Source organism: Xanthomonas sp. LF07-6 (genome assembly GCF_034105445.1).
Classification (GTDB): Bacteria; Pseudomonadota; Gammaproteobacteria; order Xanthomonadales; family Xanthomonadaceae; genus Xanthomonas_A; species Xanthomonas_A sontii.
Map to the genome: position 1 here is coordinate 218852 of NZ_JAXGGI010000001.1, position 17827 is coordinate 236678.

At 70.1% G+C, this 17827-nt stretch carries 13 protein-coding genes; 12 read left to right on the top strand and 1 reads right to left on the bottom strand.

What is annotated here, in order from left to right; genetic code table 11:
• The first annotated feature begins 106 nt into the window (after positions 1-106).
• The 7 genes from sufC (at position 107) to upp (ending at position 7662) form a co-directional block, all read left to right on the top strand.
• A complete protein-coding gene (gene sufC / locus SLW56_RS00910) occupies positions 107-874 on the top strand; it encodes a Fe-S cluster assembly ATPase SufC (protein ID WP_017909660.1) in 768 nt (255 codons plus the stop codon).
• Entirely contained in the window at positions 871-2133 is a 1263-nt protein-coding gene (gene sufD / locus SLW56_RS00915; RefSeq protein WP_267084799.1) for a Fe-S cluster assembly protein SufD, read from the top strand. Before sufC ends, sufD begins: the two co-directional genes overlap by 4 nt.
• Positions 2130-3380 (top strand): cysteine desulfurase, encoded by a 1251-nt coding sequence (locus SLW56_RS00920; RefSeq protein ID WP_320694215.1) that lies wholly within the window; start codon positions 2130-2132, stop codon positions 3378-3380. Before sufD ends, SLW56_RS00920 begins: the two co-directional genes overlap by 4 nt.
• Before the next feature lie 161 nt (positions 3381-3541).
• A complete protein-coding gene (locus SLW56_RS00925) occupies positions 3542-4078 on the top strand; it encodes a GNAT family N-acetyltransferase (RefSeq protein WP_017915886.1) in 537 nt (178 codons plus the stop codon).
• A complete protein-coding gene (locus tag SLW56_RS00930; protein WP_148827934.1) occupies positions 4075-4407 on the top strand; it encodes a non-heme iron oxygenase ferredoxin subunit in 333 nt (110 codons plus the stop codon). The genes SLW56_RS00925 and SLW56_RS00930 overlap by 4 nt, the downstream gene beginning before the upstream one ends.
• Before the next feature lie 332 nt (positions 4408-4739).
• Positions 4740-6905 (top strand): methyl-accepting chemotaxis protein, encoded by a 2166-nt coding sequence (locus tag SLW56_RS00935; protein WP_320694216.1) that lies wholly within the window; start codon positions 4740-4742, stop codon positions 6903-6905.
• Positions 6906-7029: 124 nt separating this feature from the next.
• Complete coding sequence (upp, locus tag SLW56_RS00940; RefSeq protein ID WP_048489430.1) at positions 7030-7662, top strand: uracil phosphoribosyltransferase; 633 nt, start codon at positions 7030-7032, stop codon at positions 7660-7662.
• 272 nt (positions 7663-7934) lie between these two features.
• Here upp and SLW56_RS00945 read toward each other — a convergent pair whose 3' ends face one another.
• Positions 7935-9665, bottom strand: a complete 1731-nt coding sequence (locus tag SLW56_RS00945; protein WP_320694217.1) for a glycoside hydrolase family 9 protein — start codon at positions 9663-9665, stop codon at positions 7935-7937.
• A 235-nt stretch (positions 9666-9900) separates the two neighbouring features.
• Between SLW56_RS00945 and SLW56_RS00950 the strand changes: the two genes are divergently transcribed.
• The 5 genes from SLW56_RS00950 to SLW56_RS00970 are packed head-to-tail and all read left to right on the top strand — an operon-like array spanning position 9901 to position 17814.
• On the top strand, positions 9901-11340 hold the full coding sequence (locus SLW56_RS00950) for an efflux transporter outer membrane subunit (RefSeq protein ID WP_320694218.1): 1440 nt from the start codon (positions 9901-9903) through the stop codon (positions 11338-11340).
• A gap of 3 nt (positions 11341-11343) precedes the next feature.
• Positions 11344-12546: an efflux RND transporter periplasmic adaptor subunit gene (locus tag SLW56_RS00955; protein WP_320694219.1), complete on the top strand. Its 1203-nt coding sequence runs from the start codon at positions 11344-11346 to the stop codon at positions 12544-12546.
• On the top strand, positions 12543-15695 hold the full coding sequence (locus SLW56_RS00960) for an efflux RND transporter permease subunit (protein WP_320694220.1): 3153 nt from the start codon (positions 12543-12545) through the stop codon (positions 15693-15695). Before SLW56_RS00955 ends, SLW56_RS00960 begins: the two co-directional genes overlap by 4 nt.
• Entirely contained in the window at positions 15692-16375 is a 684-nt protein-coding gene (locus SLW56_RS00965) for a heavy metal response regulator transcription factor (RefSeq protein WP_017917576.1), read from the top strand. Before SLW56_RS00960 ends, SLW56_RS00965 begins: the two co-directional genes overlap by 4 nt.
• Positions 16372-17814: a heavy metal sensor histidine kinase gene (locus SLW56_RS00970; protein WP_320694221.1), complete on the top strand. Its 1443-nt coding sequence runs from the start codon at positions 16372-16374 to the stop codon at positions 17812-17814. Before SLW56_RS00965 ends, SLW56_RS00970 begins: the two co-directional genes overlap by 4 nt.
• Positions 17815-17827 lie beyond the last annotated feature (13 nt).

A 17827-nucleotide genomic window follows, 5' to 3' on the forward strand; every position in this document is an offset into this window, starting at 1 on the left:
CAGCCTCGCACACCCAAACCCGCGAGATGCTTCGCACCGCTCCCTCACCCCAACCCCTCTCCCGGTGGGAGAGGGGCTACATCAAAGAATTCTGACGGACCATCCCATGCTCACCATAGAAAACCTCCACGCCTCCGTCGCCGGCAAGGACATCCTCAAGGGCCTGTCGCTGCAGGTGAAGCCCGGCGAAGTGCACGCCATCATGGGGCCCAACGGCGCCGGCAAGTCCACCCTGGGCAACGTGCTGGCCGGCCGCGACGGCTATGAAGTCACCAACGGCAGCGTGCGCTTCGACGATGCCGACCTGCTCGAACTGGAACCGGAGGAGCGCGCCGCTGCCGGCCTGTTCCTGGCCTTCCAGTACCCGGTGGAAATCCCCGGCGTGAACAACACCTACTTCCTGCGCGCCGCGCTCAACGCGCAGCGCAAGGCGCGTGGCGAGGCCGAGCTGGATTCGATGCAGTTCCTCAAGCTGGTCCGGCAGAAGCTGGCGGTGCTGCACCTGAAGGACGAACTGCTGCACCGCGGCGTCAACGAGGGCTTCTCCGGCGGCGAGAAGAAGCGCAACGAGATCTTCCAGCTGGCGGTGCTGGAACCGAAGCTGGCGATCCTCGACGAGACCGACAGCGGCCTGGACATCGACGCGCTCAAGACCGTGGCCGAAGGCGTCAACGCGCTGCGCTCGCCGGAGCGCGCGTTCGTGGTGATCACCCACTACCAGCGTCTGCTCGACTACATCAAGCCGGACGTGGTGCATGTGCTGGCCGACGGCCGCATCGTGCAGACCGGCGGCCCCGAGCTGGCGCTGGAGCTGGAAGCGCACGGCTATGCCTGGCTGAAGGAGCGCGTGGCGCCCGAGGCGGCAGTGCAATGAGCGCCCTGCTCGACTCGCTGGCCGCCGCGTTCCACGGCGATGCCGCACGCCGCGCGCCGCTGGAGCAGGCGCTGCGCGACGGCCTGCCCGGCATGCGCAGCGAAGCCTGGAAGTACACCTCGCTGCGCGCACTGGAACGGCGCAGCTTCGCGCCTGCACCGCAGAACGCGCCGGCGGTGGACGCGGCCTTGCTCGACGGTATCCCGGCGCCGCGCCTGGTGTTCGTCAACGGCCGCGCCAGCGATGCGCTGTCGGATCTGAGCGGCCTGCCGGCCGGGGTGGAGCTGCAGCGGCTGTCGACCATCCTGCGCAGCGGCGACGCTGCCATGCGCTTCCTCGGCCGCCGCTTCGAACGCAGCGACGAGGTGTTCGCCCAGCTCAACGCCGCCCTCGCCGACGAAGGCTGCGTGCTGCGGGTGGACGCCGGCGTGCGCGTGGAGCAGCCGCTGCACCTGGTCTTCGTCTCCACCACCGCCGAGGCCGACCTGGCCTGGCACCACCGCCACCTGATCGAACTGCGCCAGGACGCGACGCTGGCGCTGGTCGAGCATCATCTGCATGCCGGCGATGCCGCGCACCTGAGCAACAGCCTGGCGCACGTGCATCTGGCCGCCGGCGCGCAACTGAGCCACGCCCGCGTCCAGGACGAGGCGGCCGGCGTCACCGCGCTGCTGCGTACCGATGCGGTGCTGGCGCGCGACGCGCAGTACCGGCGTGTGGACCTCGAACTGGGCGGCGCGCTGGCCCGGCACGAACTCAACGTGCGCCTGGAGGGCGACAACGCCCGACTGGTCGCCAACGGCGTGCTGCTCGGCAACGGCCGGCGCCAGCTCGACACCCGCCTGGGCATCGAGCACATCGCCCGCGACACCGCCTGCGAACTGCTGTGGCGCGGTGTCGCCACCGGGCGCAGCCGCGTGGCCTTCCATGGCGGCATCCGCATTCGCCGCGGCGCCGACGGCACCGACGCGGCGCTGTCGAACAAGAACCTGCTGCTGTCCGCCGACGCCGAAATCGACACCCAGCCGGTGCTGGTGATCGATGCCGACGAGGTCAAGGCCGCGCACGGCGCCACCGTCGGCCAGCTCGATGCCAATGCGCTGTTCTACCTGCGCTCGCGCGGGCTGCCGCAGGAACGCGCGCAGCAACTGCTGACCGCCGCGTTCTGCCGCGAACCGCTGCGCGCATTGGAGCCGGCGCTGAGCGAAGGCCTGCTGGCGCGGCTGGAGCGGGCGCTGAGCGACGCGGGCGTGGCATGAACGGGCCCGCCGCGCACAGCGCCGCGCCGCAGGCGCCGGACTGGGATACGGTCCGCCGCGACTTCCCGCTGCTGATGCGGGAAGTGCACGGCAAGCCGCTGGTGTACTTCGACAACGCCAACACCGGGCAGAAGCCGCTGCAGGTGATCGCGGCGACCGACGCGTTCTATCGCCGCCACAACGCCAACGTCAGCCGTGCGGTGCACGCGCTCGGCAGCGAGGCGACCGAGGCGTACGAAGGCGCACGGACCCGGCTGGCCCGCTTCCTCAACGTGCGCGCCGACGAGCTGGTGCTGTGCAGCGGCGCCACCTTCGCGCTGAACCTGGTGGCGTACTCGTGGGCACTGCCGCGGCTGCGCGCCGGCGACACCATCCTGGTGTCGCGCATGGAACACCACGCCAACATCGTGCCCTGGCAACTGGTCGCGCAGCGCACCGGCGCCACGGTCAAGGTCGCCGAGATCACCGCCGACGGCGCGCTGGACCTGGACGCGCTGCGCGCGGCAATGACCGCCGACGTCAAGCTGCTGGCCCTGGCGCACGTCTCCAACGTGCTGGGCACGGTCAACCCGGTGCGCGAGATCTGCCGCGAGGCGCGCAAGCGCGGCATCGTCAGCGTCATCGACGGCTCGCAGGCCGCGCCGCACCGGCCGCTGGACGTGGCCGCGATCGGCTGCGACTTCTACGCCATCACCGGCCACAAGATGTGCGGCCCGACCGGCACCGGCGCGTTGTGGGCGCGGCGCGAGCACCTGCAGGCGATGCCGCCGTTCCTGGGCGGCGGCGAGATGATCAAGGAAGTCAGCTTCGACGGCACCGTGTTCAACGACCCGCCGCACAAGTTCGAGGCCGGCACCCCCAACATCGCCGGTTTCGTCGGCCTCGGCGCGGCGGTGGACTATCTGCAGACGCTCGGGCTGCAGCACGTGGAAGCGCGCGAGAGCGAACTGCTCGCGCACCTCACCGAGGAACTGCAGCGGATCGACGGCCTGCGCCTGTTCGGCACCGCGCCGGGCAAGGCCGCGGTGGTTTCGTTCCTGATCGAGGGCGCCCACGCCCACGACCTGGCCACCCTGCTCGACCTGGAAGGCGTGGCCGTGCGGTCCGGCCAGCACTGCGCGCACCCGCTGCTGCAGTTCTACGGCGTCGCCGCCATCTGCCGCGCCTCGCTGGCGTTCTACAACACGCACGCCGAGATCGAGCGTTTCGTGGCGGCGTTGCGGAAGGTGCGGGCGCTGTTGGGGTGATTGAAGCTGAGAATCGGGAGCAGGGAATCGGGAATCGGCAAAGCGCTCCACGTACGGACTGTGCCTAGCGGGCAAAACGTGTCCTCGCCTCCTTGAGAGCGCGAATTTCGATTCCCGATTCACCATTCCCCATTCCCGGCGGCACGCCCTAGAATCGGCCCATGCACACCCTCACCTTCCGCACCGCCACCGTCGACGATCTCGACGCCATCGCCGCCCTGGTCACCTCGGCCTATCGCGGCGACAGCAGCCGCGTCGGCTGGACCACCGAAGCCGACCTGCTCGACGGCAACCGCATCGACCGCGAGGTGCTGCGCGCCGACATCCTGCGTCCGCGCAGCCTGGTGCTGCTGGCCGAACGCGACGGCGAGCTGATCGCCTGCGCGCACGTCGCCGACGAGGACGGCGCCGGCTATTTCGGCATGTTCTCGGTGCAGCCGCAGGCGCAGGGCGGCGGCCTGGGCAAGACCGTGCTGGCCGAGGCCGAGCGCATCGCCTGGCAGGAGTGGCGGTTGCCGCTGATGCGGATGACGGTGATCGACCTGCGCGAGGAACTCATCGCCTTCTACGAGCGCCGCGGCTATCGCCGTACCGGCATCAAGAAGCCGTTTCCGTACGGCGATGCGCGCTTCGGCCTGCCCAAGCGCGAAGACCTGCGTTTCGAGGTGCTGGAAAAGCCGCTGGGCGGTGCCGCATGAGCGAGACCTGGACGTTCGTCTGCGCCGACGGCGAACTGGCGCCCGGCGAAATGAAGACGGTGTGGGACGAAGTAACCGACACGCCGATCGTGGTGTTCAACTTCGATGGCCAGTTCTATGCGCTGGAAGACCGCTGCAGCCACGAGGACTACGAGCTGTCGCCGGGCACCTTCGATGCCGCCGCCGGCAGCATCGAGTGCGTGCTGCATGGCGCCCGCTTCGACGTGCGCGACGGTCGCGCCCTGTGCGCGCCGGCCTACGGCCCGGTGCCGAAGTTTCCGGTGAAGTCCGAACACGGCGGGCTGTGGACCCGCGACGACCGCGGTTGAGGCCACGCGTTTTCGTCGCGAACCGGCGCTGACCGCGTCCTTCGTCATCTCTGCAGCGCCGCTCACGGCGGTCGCCACATCAAGCTCCCTTACCTGCAGCAAGCGCAACGCTTGCTGGCACGTTGTGCGTGCGCGCCGGCAAGGGGGCAACCGGGATGGAAAGGCCATCTTGATCGATCCGATTCAAGATCCCGATCCCTCGGCCGATAAGGGGAGGCGATGTAGACGGATATGCAACTTCGTCACGATTACGTGAAATATCCGTTGCATTTCGTATCGGTTATTTATGCGACCACCCCTGGTACTCCCATCCCCCTTGCTAGGACCAGAGCATGACCGCTCTTCTGCACCGCTTTAACGTCTCCAGACGCCTCTCCATCGCGTTCGGCCTGCTCATCCTGCTGTCCTGCGGGCTGGTGGTCGGCGGCCTGGTCACCCTGTCGCAGGCGCGCAGCCAGTTGGACACCGTCGCCCGCCGCACCGTGTCCAGCATCGTCTATACCAACGAAATGCTCGATGCCAGCTCGGACATCGGCATCCAGTTGCGCAACATCGTGCTGCCGACCACGCAGGAAGAGAACATCGCCTTCGCCAAGATCATGGTGACGGAACTGCGCCGTTATCGCGAATACTGCACCAAGCTGTTCGCCATCCCCGCCACCAGCGCGCGCGATCGCGCCTTGCGCGAGCAGATGAACCGGACCTACGCGCAGGCGAGCGAGGTCAACCAGCAAGTGCTGGAACTGGGCCTGACCTACAAGTCCGACGACGCGATGAAGGTGCTGCTGCAGCAGGCCGCGCCGGCGACTCAACGTTGGCGCGAGGCGATTAGCGCCTACGCCAGCTGGCAACGCAACAACGGTGAACAGGCCTACGCCGATGCGACCGCGGTGATGGCGCGCGGCCGCTTCCTGCTGATCGCCGGCGGCCTGGCCGTGGTGTTGGTCAGCAGCCTGCTGGCCTGGCTGATCACCCGCAGCCTGACCGTGCCGCTGGCCCGCGCCACCCGCGCCGCCGAAGCCATCGCCGAGGGCCGCCTGGACAACGACGTGGCCACCGACGCGCGCGACGAGCCCGGCCGCCTTTTGGTCGCGATGGGCCGCATGCAGACCCAGTTGCAGCGCTTCTCCCGCGAAACCGCCTTGATGATTGAGCTGCATGCCGACAAGGACATCAGCCACCGCATGCCGCAGGACTTCCCCGGCGTGTACGGAGAACTGAGCAAGGGCATCAACACCATGATGTTCGAGCACCTGGACGCCATCGTCGAGGCGGTCGAGATCCTCAACGAATACGCCAACGGCGATCTGCGCCGCGATGCGCGCCGCCTGCCCGGCAGCCGTGCGGTGCTGCACGAGTCGATGGATGCGGCCAAGGCCAGCCTGCTGGCGATCAATACCGAGATCAAGCGCCTGGCCGCCGCAGCGGCGGCCGGCGACTTCAGCGCTCGCGGCGATGACGCGCGCTTTCAGCACGACTTCCGCCTGATGGTGCAGGACCTCAACGCGATGATGAAGGTCAGCGACGTCAATCTGGGCAAGCTGTCGGCATTGCTGCAGTCCATCGCCGCCGGCGACCTCACCGCGCGCATGGAAGGCGAGTTCCACGGCGTGTTCGCACGGATGCGCGAGGACGCCAACGCCACCACCGACCAGTTGACCGGCATCGTCGCGCGCATCCAGACCGCGGCCAGCAGCATCAGCGCGGCCGCCGGCGAGATCGCCAGCGGCAACGACGACCTGTCGCGCCGCACCGAGCAGCAGGCGGCCAGCCTGGAGGAAACCGCGGCCTCGATGGAAGAGTTGACCTCGACCGTGCGCCAGAACGCCGAACACGCCCGCCAGGCCAACCAGTTGGCGGTCGGTGCGGCCTCGGTGGCCTCGCAGGGCGGCGACGTGGTCGGTCAGGTCGTGCAGACCATGAGCGGCATCGAGGCGTCCTCCAAGAAGATCGGCGACATCATCTCGGTGATCGACGGCATCGCCTTCCAGACCAACATCCTGGCGCTCAACGCCGCGGTGGAAGCGGCGCGCGCCGGCGAGCAGGGCCGCGGCTTCGCAGTGGTCGCCAGCGAAGTGCGCACGCTGGCGCAACGCTCGGCCAACGCCGCCAAGGAGATCAAGGACCTCATCGATGACTCGGTCACCCGCGTCGCCGAGGGCTCGGCCCTGGTCGACCAGGCCGGCAAGACCATGCACGAGATCGTGTCGTCGGTGCAGCGCGTCACCGACATCATGGGCGAGATTTCCGCGGCCTCGCAGGAACAGTCGGCGGGCATCGAGCAGGTCAACCAGACCGTCACCCAGATGGACGAGGCCACCCAGCAGAATGCGGCGCTGGTGGAGGAAGCCACGGCGGCGGCGCGCTCGATGGAAGATCAGGCCGGCCAACTCACCCAGGCGGTGGCGCTGTTCAAGATCGACACCCGCAGTACCGCGATGCGCAGCGCAACAGCGCCACGCACGCGTGCGGCCGAGATGCTCGACCCCGCGGCCTGAGTCGCCTCGGCACGGCGGGTGATGCGCCTTCCCGACGCGTCACCCGCCGCGCGCTGGCGCCCACACCTGGCGGCGCCGGAGCCGGCTGCGGCACACTGTGCGCCTCCCCCTTGCGAGCGCGCCCATGAAGATCGTCGAAGTCCGTCACCCGCTGGTACAGCACAAGATCGGCCTGTTGCGCGACGCGGCGCTGAGCACCAAGGGCTTCCGCGAACTGGTCACCGAGCTGGGCACCCTGCTCGGCTACGAGGCCACCGCCGACCTGGAGACCGAGACCCACACCATGGACGGCTGGGCCGGCCCGACCCAGGTGCAGCGCATCGCCGGCGCCAAGATCACCCTGGTGCCGATCCTGCGTGCCGGGCTGGGCATGCTGCCGGGCGTGCTGGCGCTGATTCCCGCGGCGCGGGTCAGCGTGGTCGGCCTGCAGCGCGACGAGGAGACGCTGCAGCCGGTGCCCTATTTCGAACGTCTCACCGGACGACTGGAGGAGCGCGACGCGCTGATCCTGGATCCGATGCTGGCCACCGGCGGCACCCTCATCGCCACCGTGGACATGCTCAAGCGCGCCGGTGCGCGGCGGATCAAGGGCATCTTCCTGGTCGCCGCGCCGGAAGGCCTGCAGGCGCTGGAAGCGGCGCATCCGGACGTGGAGGTGTACACCGCCGCCATCGACGACCATCTCAACGAGAAGGGCTACATCCTGCCAGGTCTGGGCGACGCCGGCGACCGCATCTTCGGCACCCGTCTGGGCTAGGGCGTGTCATCAATCCCCGAGCATGCCGCGCCGCGATTGCGCATGCCTGTGGCAAGGAAGAACGAGGAAGTGGATGTGCGTCCACGCCCGAGCGATAACGCGGCCATGGGCGCGCGCAATCGCGGCCCTTCGGGTTGGGCCTGGCAGGCGCGCTGCCGGCGCCGCGCGGCTTGACCTGACGGCCAACGCCGGCAGCGCGCCTGCCAGACCCAACGCGGCATACTCGGGAATCGGTGACACGCCCTGAGCGGCGCCATCCGCGCCGTCCAGCATCAGCGCTGCAGCACCTGCAGCGCGGCGCTCACGTACACCAGCGGCGCATTCCAGTTGATCGCCACTTCGTTGGTGGCGTAGCTGCATTCCTTGTCCAGGTACGACAGCGCCGGCAGCGACGACGTGTAGGCGTGCTTGCACGCGTCGGCGTCCTGCTGCCCCGGCTGCGGACCGCCCACCAGCCATCCCGGCACCGGCGTGGCGACGCCGTCGGCGATGGAGATGCGATGGTGGATGTGCATCGGCGAGCGCGCGCCGATGCCGGTGACGAAGGACATGCCCAGCGGGTTGCGGCCGAGCACGTAGTCCAGCTGCGACTGCGCGGCCTGCAGGTATTCGGGCTTGTGCTGCAACTGGTAGGCCTGCAGCAGCATCATCGCCTGGTTCAGCGCGGTGGCGTTGCTGCCCCAGTGGAAGTCGGCGTCGCGCATGGTCACGCGCCAGGCCGAGCCCTGCCACACCTGCACCAGGTGATCGGCCAGGCCCTCGATCTCGTCGGCGATGCGCGCCTGGTCGGCACGCGGGGTCAGCCGCGCGCGGTGCTGCGCCAGCGACATCCACGCCAGCCCGCCGACCTGGCGCCAGTCGGGCACGCTGGCCGGCACCTTGCGCGCCATCGCCGCCTCGTAGAACGCGTCGTCGGCGGTGGCCAGATACAACTCGGTCGCGGCCCAGGCGAACTCGTCGTCGAACTCGGTGTCGTCGTAGGCGCCGGTGTGCACGTCGTCCGGCTGCCGGTAGGCCACGTCCGGATGCGCCTGCGCCCAGGCCCACGCGCGCCGCGAGGCCTCCAGCATGCGCGTGGAGATGCCGCCGAACTGCGCGTCGTACGGTGCGTAGATGCGGCTGGCCTGGGCCATTACCGCAGCGAAGTCGAGCGTGGCCGCGGTGCTCTTCTGCACCACGTAGCGCGGCGCGCGCGCCTGGTCCGGCATCTGCATGCCGGCGAAGTCCAGGTTGGTCAGCTTGTGGTACACGCCGCCGTCGTGCGGATCCTGCATCGCCAGCAGCCACTGCAGGTTCCAGTCGACCTCGCGCAGGATGTCCGGCACGTCGCCACCGCTGTCGGGAATGCCTTCGGGGTGCGTGCTGAAGTAGGTGGGGAACTGCTCGTAGGCGGCCAGCAGGGTATAGACGGTGATGCCGGAGCTGACCACGTACTTGTTGTAGTCGCCGGCGTCGTACCAGCCCTTGGGCGCGGCGATCACGGTGCCGGCCGGGCGCTCCGGCGAGGCCGCCGAGGCATGCACCAGCACGTGGTCGTCGGGATGGCCGGCAGCGCGCGCGTGGCGGCCGGCGTAAGTGCCGTCCAGCGCGGTGCTGGCGCGGTTGTAGTAGTAGGCCTTGAGCGCGGCGCGCGACAGCGCGTTGTAGGCGTCTTCGCCGATGGCGAAGCTGTCCGAGGGCGGCAGGCCGTCGACCTGCAGGCGGTAGCGGCCCGGCGTGCGCAACGCGGAGAAATCGGCGATGCGCACGGTCTGCTGCGCCGGCGGCCATGCCGCGGCGGCGCCGAGGGTGCCGCGCAGCACCACCTCGTCGCTGTCGGCGCGCACAATTGAGAACGCGTCGCCATGCCCATCCGGCACCACCGCCAGCTTGCTCGCGGCAGGCAGGAAACCGACCTGGTTCAGGCGGATCGGCGACGGCACGGTGGTGTCGGCATGCGAGGTGCAGCCGCCCAGCAACAGGCAGGCGAGGAACAGGCAGGACAGGGCATGGGGCAGCTTCATGCGCCGATACTGGCCGGCCATGATGACGGCTGCAAGCGCCACGTTGCGGACGCGCTGGCAGCGGTTCAAGACGCGGCGTTGGACGGCCGCATGCTGCGTTTCTGACAGCGCCGTCAGTGAGGCGTCAGCGTGGGGTCGCCATGCGGCGCCTACGGTGAAGGCCTGTCCCCGCTGCCGGCGCCGCCCCGTGACCGCCCTGCCCCCACCGCCCGTTTCCCGCCGCCTGGTACCGCTCGTGCCGCTGCTGAGTGTGCTGCTGCTCGGCGGCTGCATGGCCGGCCCGGACTACGTGCGCCCGGCGCCGCCGGCCGCCGCGCAGCAGCCGTTCGAAGAGGCCGACGGCCGCTGGACGCCCGCCGCGCCGGCCGCCGCCGACCCGGCGGTGGCGTGGTGGACCCGCTATGGCGATCCGCAGCTGGATGTCCTGGTCGAACAGGCCGACCGCGCCAACCAGACCCTGCGCCAGGCCGAGGCGCGCTATCGGCAGGCGCAGGCGCTGGTCGGCAGCGCGCGGGCGGCCGAGGCGCCGACGCTGGGCGTGCAGGCCGCGGCCACGCGCGAGCGCAGCGTCACCCCCAAGCCGGGGCTGCGCGACGCCGATACGCTGGGGCTCAGCGCCAGTTGGGAGCCTGACTTCTGGGGCAAGGTCCGGCGCAGCGTCGAACAGGCCGGCGACAACGCCCAGGCCAGCGCCGCCGATCTGGCGCAGGCGCGGCTGTCGCTGCAGGCCGCGGTGGTCGCCGATTACCTGCAGTTGCGCTTCGACGACCAGACCCTGGCGCTGTACCAGCGCACCCTCGCCGGCTACCGCGACGCCCTGCGGCTGACCCAGGCGCGGGTGCGCGCCGGCGTTGCCAGCGACGCCGATGTGGCGGCGGCCGAGGCCACCCTGCACAGCACCGAAGCCGCATCGACCGATCTGGCGCTGTCGCGCCGGCAACTGGACCACGCGCTGGCGGTGCTGCTCGGCCGACCCCCTTCCGAGTTCTCGCTGGCGGCCAGCGACGCACCGCTGCCGGCGCTGCCGCCAACGCCGGAGGCCCTGCCCTCGGTGCTGCTGCAGCGGCGCCCGGACATCGCCGGCGCCGAACGGCGCATGGCCGCGGCCAACGCCGGCATCGGCATGGCCGTGGCGGCCTGGTTCCCGACCCTGTCGCTGAGCGCCAGCGGTGGCTACGACGGTGCCGGGCTGGCCTCGCTGCTGAGCGTGCCGAACCGGGTCTGGGCGGTGGGCGCAGCGCTGGCCGGCACGCTGTTCGACGGCGGCGCCCGCCGCGCGCAGCGCGCGCAGGCGCAAGCCACCTTCGACGCGGCCGCGGCGACCTACCGGCAGACCGTATTGAGCGCGTTCCAAGGCGTGGAGGACCAGCTCGCCGCCGCACGCGAACTGGCGCGCGAACAGCAGCAACAGCGCAGCGCCGCCGACGCCGCGCAACAGGCCGAACGCGTGCTGATGGACCAGTATCGCGCCGGCACCGCGCTGTACAGCGCCGTCATCACCGCGCAGGCCAACGCGCTGGACGCGCAACGCAGCTTGCTGCAGGTGCAAGCGCGCCAGTTCGGCGCCCAGGTCGCGCTGCTGGTCGCGCTGGGCGGCGACTGGGACAGCGCCAATCTCCCCGCCATGCGTGGCGCCTCGCCGGGCGCCACGCCGGCTCCTGTCGTCCCGGAGTAGCCCATGTCCACCGCCGCGCCCATCCGCCCCGCCGATCCGCCACCGCGCCATGCCATGCCGCGGCGGCGCTGGCCATTCGTCGCCGCCGCAGTGCTGGTCGCGCTGCTGCTGGCGGTGTGGTTGCGCCCGCGCCACGCACCGACCAAGGCCACGCCGCCGGTGCCGGTGACCAGCGCGCCGGTGCTGCGCAAGGACGTGCCGATCCGCCAGACCGGGATCGGCACGGTGCTGCCGATCGCCTCGGTGACCGTGCACTCGCGCATCGACGGGCAACTGATCGCCGTGGGCTTCAGCGAAGGCCAGGACGTCAAGGCCGGGCAGGTGCTGGCGCGACTGGATCCGCGCATCGACCAGGCGCAACTGGCCGCGGCCACCGCGCAACTGGCCAAGGACAAGGCGCAGTTGGGCAATGCGCAGGCCGACCTGCAGCGCTACCAGCAACTGCTGCAGGACAACGCCACCACCCGCCAGACCCTGGACACGCAGAAGGCGCTGGTGACGCAACTGCGCGCCACCCTGCAGAGCGATGCGGCGGCGATCGACAACGCACGGGTGCAACTGGACTTCACCACCATCCGCGCGCCGATCGACGGCCGCGCCGGCGCGCGCCTGGTGGATCCGGGCAACATCGTCCACGCCAGCGATGCCGGCGGCCTGGTGGTGCTGAACCAGATCGACCCGATCGCCGTGCAGTTCACCCTGCCGGAAAGCACGTTCCAGCAGATCAACCGCGCACTGCAGGCCGCGCCGGCCAGCGTGGGCGTGGACGCGGTCGAGCACGGCAGCGGACAGGTGCTGGCGCACGGCACGCTGGCCCTGCTCAACAACCAGATCGACACCAGCACCGGCACCATCGCGATGAAGGCGCACTTCCCCAATTCCGGGCACACGCTGTGGCCGGGGCAGACGGTGGATGCGCGCATCACCCTGGGCATGCGCAGCGGCGCGCTGGTGGTGCCGAGCGCGGCCGTGCAGCGCAGCCAGGACGGCGAGTTCGTGTACGTGGTCGGCAGCGACGGCAGCGTGCGCGACCAACCGGTGCAGGTGCTGGACGAGGCCGATGGCGAGAGCGTGATCGGCCAGGGCCTGCAGGCCGGCCAGCGTGTGGTGGTGGATGGGCAGTACCGGCTGCATCCGGGGGCGAAGGTGGTGGAGGCCAAGCCGGCCAGGCACGCCAAACCGGCCGCGGCGGGAGCGCACGCGTGAGCGTCTCGGCGGCCTTCATCAAACGCCCGATCGGCACCTCGCTGCTGGCCATGGCGCTGCTGTTGCTGGGCCTGGTGGCCTGGCCGCTGCTGCCGGTGGCGCCGTTGCCGCAGGTCGATTTCCCCACCATCCAGGTTTCGGCCAGCCTGCCCGGCGCCAGCCCGCAGACCATGGCCTCGAACGTGGCGCAGCCACTGGAGCGGCAGCTGTCGCTGATCCCAGGCCTGAGCCAGATGACCTCGACCAGCGCGCTCGGCTCGACCCAGGTGACGCTGCAGTTCGACCTGGACCGCAACATCGACGCCGCCGCGCTCGATGTGCAGACCGCGATCAACGCCGCGTCCGGGCAGTTGCCGAGCGGGCTGCCGAGCGCACCGAGCTTCCGCAAGATCAACCCGGCCGAATCGGCGTCGCTGATCCTGGCGGTGCAGTCGCGGGTGTTGCCGCTGACCCAGGTCAACGACTACGCCGACAACGTGCTCGCGCAGCAGATCTCGCGCATCTCCGGGGTCGGCCTGGTCAACCTGTACGGTGCGCAGAAGCCGGCGGTGCGCGTGCAGGTGGATCCGGCCAAGCTGGCGGCGCTTGGCCTGAGCCTGGAGGACATCCGCTCGGTGATCGCCACCACCACGGTGAACGCGGCCACCGGCTCGATCGATGGCGCGCGCCAGGCCTTCACTGTCTCCACCAACGATCAACTGCTGCAGAGCCAGGCCTGGAACGACGCGGTGCTGGCCTGGCGCAACGGCGCGCCGATCCGCGTGCGCGACGTCGGCACCGCGGTGGACGGGCCGGAGAACGCCAAGATCGCCGCGTGGGGCTTCGCCGGCGCCGCCGCGCCGGCCGACAGCGGCATCGTCGATGGCCGCGCGATCATGATCGCCATCACCAAGCAGCCCGGCGCCAACGTCATCGACACGGTGGACCAGGTCAAGGCCGCGCTGCCCAGGCTGATGGCCTCGATCCCGCCCAGCGTCAGCGTCAAGATCCTCGCCGACCGCACGCAGAACATCCGCGCCTCGGTCAAGGACGTGGAGTTCACCCTGCTGCTGTCCATCGTGCTGGTGGTGGCGGTGATCTTCGTGTTCCTGCGCAGCGCGGTGGTCACCCTGATCCCGAGCCTGACCGTGCCGCTGGCGATCCTCGGTACCGCCGCGCTGATGTACGTGCTCGGCTACAGCCTGGACAATCTGTCGCTGATGGGCCTGACCATCGCGGTCGGCTTCGTGGTGGACGACGCCATCGTGATGCTGGAGAACATCTACCGGCACATCGAGGACGGCATGGCGCCGTTGCAGGCGGCGCTGCAGGGTGCGGCCGAGATCGGCTTCACCCTGGTCTCGATCTCGGTGTCGCTGGTGGCGGTGTTCATCCCGCTGCTGCTGATGGGCGGCATCGTCGGCCGCCTGTTCCGCGAGTTCGCGGTGACCGTGAGCCTGACCATCCTGGTGTCGTTGCTGGTGTCGCTGACCCTGACCCCGATGCTGTGCGCGCGCCTGCTCAAGCCGCACGCCGAGCAGGCGCAGGGACGCCTGGCGCGCGCGTTCGAGCGCGGCTTCGATGCGATGCTGGCGGCCTACCGGCGCGGCCTGGAGACGGTGCTGCGGCATCCGCGGCTGACCCTGGCCAGCTTCCTGCTGACCGTGGCCACCAGCGTGGCGCTGTTCGTGGTGATGCCCAAGGGCTTCTTCCCGCAGCAGGACACCGGCTTCATCTCCGGCACCGCCGATTCGGCGCAGGATTCGTCCTCGGCGGCGATGCGCACGCGCATGCTGCAACTGGCCGACATCATCCGCCGCGACCCGGACGTGCTGTCCTTCGGCATGCAGACCGGCGCCAGCACCTTCAACTCCGGCACCTTCTCGATCGCGCTCAAGCCCAAGGACGCGGGCCGCACCGCCAGCGCCGACCAGGTGATCGCGCGGCTGCGCAAACGCCTGGCGCACGTGCAGGGCGTCACCCTGTTCATGCAGGCCGGGCAGGACATCAATGTCGGCGGCCGCCTGGCCCGCACCCAGTACCAATACACCCTGACCGACGCCAACCTGGATGAACTCAACACCTGGGCGCCGCAGCTGCTGAAGGCGTTCCGGGCGCTGCCGCAACTGACCGACGTCGCCTCGGACCAGCAGAACGCCGCGCCGATCGCCAGCCTGACCATCGACCGCCAGCGCGCGGCCAGCTTCGGCATCACCCCGCAGCAGATCGACGCGACCATCAACGACGCCATCGGCCAGCGCCAGGTCGCGCAGTACTTCACCCAGCTCAACAGCTACCACGTGGTGCTGGAAGTGACGCCGGCGCTGCAGGGCGATCCGTCGCTGTTCCAGCGGCTGTACCTGACCTCGCCGCTGACCGGCAAGCAGGTGCCGCTGTCCACCTTCGCCACGCTCGACACCAGCAAGACCGGCTACCTGTCGGTGAGCCACCAGGGCCAGTTCCCGGCGGTGACCATCTCCTTCAACCTGACGCCGGGCGCGGCACTGGGCGATGCGGTGGACGCGATCCAGCAGGCCCAGGCGCAGCTGCGGGTGCCGGCCACGCTCAGCGGCAGCTTCCAGGGCACGGCGCAGGCGTTCAGCGCCTCGCTGCGCACCCAGCCGTACCTGATCCTGGCGGCGTTGATCGCGGTCTACATCGTGCTCGGCCTGCTCTACGAGAGCTACATCCACCCGCTGACCATCCTCTCCACCCTGCCCTCGGCCGGCGTCGGCGCGCTGCTGATCCTGATGGCCGGCGGCTACGACTTGAGCGTGATTGCGATGATCGGCATCATCCTGCTGATCGGCATCGTCAAGAAGAACGGGATCATGATGGTGGACTTCGCCCTGCATGCCGAACGCGAACGCGGGCTGTCCTCGCGCGATGCGATCTTCGAGGCCTGCCTGATGCGCTTCCGGCCGATCATGATGACCACCCTGTGCGCACTGCTCGGCGGCCTGCCGCTGATGCTCAGCCACGGCGCCGGGTCGGAACTGCGGCGGCCGCTGGGCTATGCGATGGTCGGCGGACTGCTGCTGTCGCAACTGCTGACTCTGTTCAGTACGCCGATCGTGTACCTGTACCTGGACCGCCTGCACGGCTGGTACATGCAGCGGCGCCAGGCACGTCGCGCACGCACTGCCGCGCCGGAGGCGCTGCAGCCATGAAGGTGCTGATCGTCGAGGACGAGCGCAAGACCGCCGACTACCTGCAGCAGGGACTGAGCGAACAGGGCTGCACGGTCGACGTGGCCTACGACGGCATCGACGGCCAGCACCTGGCCCTGCACTACGACTTCGACGTGATCGTGCTCGACGCGATGCTGCCGGGCCTGGACGGCTTCGCCATCCTGCGCTCGCTGCGTTCGGTGAAGAGCACGCCGGTGATCATGCTCACCGCGCGCGACAGCGTCGAGGACCGGGTCAAGGGCCTGCGCGAGGGCGCCGACGACTACCTGATCAAGCCGTTCTCCTTCATCGAACTGCTGGCGCGGCTGCAGGTGCTGGCGCGGCGCGGCCGTGCCCAGGAGAGCACGCTGCTGCGCGTGGGCGAGCTGCAGATCGACATGATCAGCCGCAAAGCCATGCGCGGGCGGCAGCGGCTGGACCTGACCGCCAAGGAATTCGCGCTGCTGGCGGTGCTGGCCCGGCACCAGGGCGAGATCCTGTCCAAAACCGCGATCGCCGAGATGGTCTGGGACATGAACTTCGACAGCAACACCAACGTGGTGGAAGTGGCGATCAAGCGCCTGCGCGCCAAGATCGACGTGCCGTTCGACGCCCCGCTGCTGCACACCGTGCGCGGCATGGGCTACGTGCTGGAAGAACGCGAGGACGCGGCCGGGTGAGCGCGCCGGCGCGGCCCTCGATCGCGCTGCGCCTGGCCGGCCTGTTCGCGGCCACCGCGCTGCTCGGCTTCGCCCTGATCGGGCTGGTGCTGCACCAGGTGCTGGAGCACGAACTGCGCCGCCACCAGCGCGAGGAACTGCGCTCACGCATGGACGCGGTGCAGTACATGCTGATCAACAGCCGCTCGCCGGAGCTGGCCGCACATGCGCGCACGCGCCTGGCAAGCGTCTCCAGCGCGCCGGACCTGCGCTTCTGGCTGTGGAGCGAGGATCCGGCGTTCCGCTACGGGCGCGGCGCCGAGGCGATGGCGGCGGCCACGCGCGGCCGCAGCGGCCTGGTGCGCATCGGCGATCCGCAGGCGCTGGGCATCGCCGACGCGCAGCCGCTATCGTGGCAGGCCATCGGCCAAACACTGCCGGCCACGCCGGTACGCCCGCCGGTGCAGCTGATCGCGGCGATGGACAGCGCACCGTTCGCGCTGACCCGGCGCCGCTTCGACATCGCCCTGGCGCTGGTCACGCTGGCCGGCACTGCGCTGGTCGGCGCGCTGGGCTACTGGACCGCCAAGCTCGGCCTGCGCCCGGTGCAGCGGCTGTCGGCCGATGCGCAGCGCATCGGCCCGCACGACCGGCGGCGCCTGGACCTGCCGCGGCTGCCGCGCGAACTGGAAGACCTGGGCGCCTCGTTGAACGCGGCCTTCGACCGGCTCGATGCCGCCTATGCGCAGCAGGAAAGCTTCAATGCCGACGTCGCCCACGAACTGCGCACGCCGCTGGCCAGCCTGATCGGCCAGACCCAGGTGGCGCTGACCCGCCACCGCGACGCGCAACAGTTGCGCCAGGTACTGCAGTCGAACCTGGAGGAACTGGAGCGGCTGCGCGCGATCGTCGCCGACATGCTGTTCCTGGCCCGCGCCGAACAGGGCCAGCGCGCGCGCCAGTGCGAGGACGCGTCGCTGGCCGAGGAAGTCGGCAAGACCGTGGAGTTCTTCGAGGTGCTGCTGGACGAGGCCGGCTTGCAGGTGGAGATGCGCGGCGACGTGGTGGTGCCGGTCGAGAAGTCGCTGCTGCGGCGCGCGCTGTCCAACCTGCTGCACAACGCGATCCAGCATTCGACGCATTCGGCCGGCGCCGCGCCGATCGTGGTGGAGATCGCACAGCGCGGCGGCGAGGCACTGATCGCCTTCTCCAATCCCAGCGTGGCGCTGGCGCCGGAACATCTGCAGCGCCTGTTCGATCGCTTCTACCGCGGCGACGCCGCCCGCGCCAACAGCCGCGAGAGCCACGGCCTGGGATTGGCGATCGTCAAGGCGGTGGCGAGCATGCACGGCGGGCGCGTGTTCGCGCAGCACCGCGACGGCATCACCACCATCGGGTTTTCGGTGGCGCTGGACGGCGCCGCGGCCGCAGTGCCGGCGCACGCCGCCCTGCGCTGGTAAACCGCAAGGCCGG

Bases quoted from the DNA above. Each gene is read 5' to 3' on its own strand.
- sufC (WP_017909660.1), top strand. From the start codon at position 107: ATGCTCACCATAGAAAACCTCCACGCCTCCGTCGCCGGCAAGGACATC.
- sufD (WP_267084799.1), top strand. From the start codon at position 871: ATGAGCGCCCTGCTCGACTCGCTGGCCGCCGCGTTCCACGGCGATGCC.
- SLW56_RS00920 (WP_320694215.1), top strand. From the start codon at position 2,130: ATGAACGGGCCCGCCGCGCACAGCGCCGCGCCGCAGGCGCCGGACTGG.
- SLW56_RS00925 (WP_017915886.1), top strand. From the start codon at position 3,542: ATGCACACCCTCACCTTCCGCACCGCCACCGTCGACGATCTCGACGCC.
- SLW56_RS00930 (WP_148827934.1), top strand. From the start codon at position 4,075: ATGAGCGAGACCTGGACGTTCGTCTGCGCCGACGGCGAACTGGCGCCC.
- SLW56_RS00935 (WP_320694216.1), top strand. From the start codon at position 4,740: ATGACCGCTCTTCTGCACCGCTTTAACGTCTCCAGACGCCTCTCCATC.
- upp (WP_048489430.1), top strand. From the start codon at position 7,030: ATGAAGATCGTCGAAGTCCGTCACCCGCTGGTACAGCACAAGATCGGC.
- SLW56_RS00945 (WP_320694217.1), bottom strand. From the start codon at position 9,665: ATGAAGCTGCCCCATGCCCTGTCCTGCCTGTTCCTCGCCTGCCTGTTG.
- SLW56_RS00955 (WP_320694219.1), top strand. From the start codon at position 11,344: ATGTCCACCGCCGCGCCCATCCGCCCCGCCGATCCGCCACCGCGCCAT.
- SLW56_RS00965 (WP_017917576.1), top strand. From the start codon at position 15,692: ATGAAGGTGCTGATCGTCGAGGACGAGCGCAAGACCGCCGACTACCTG.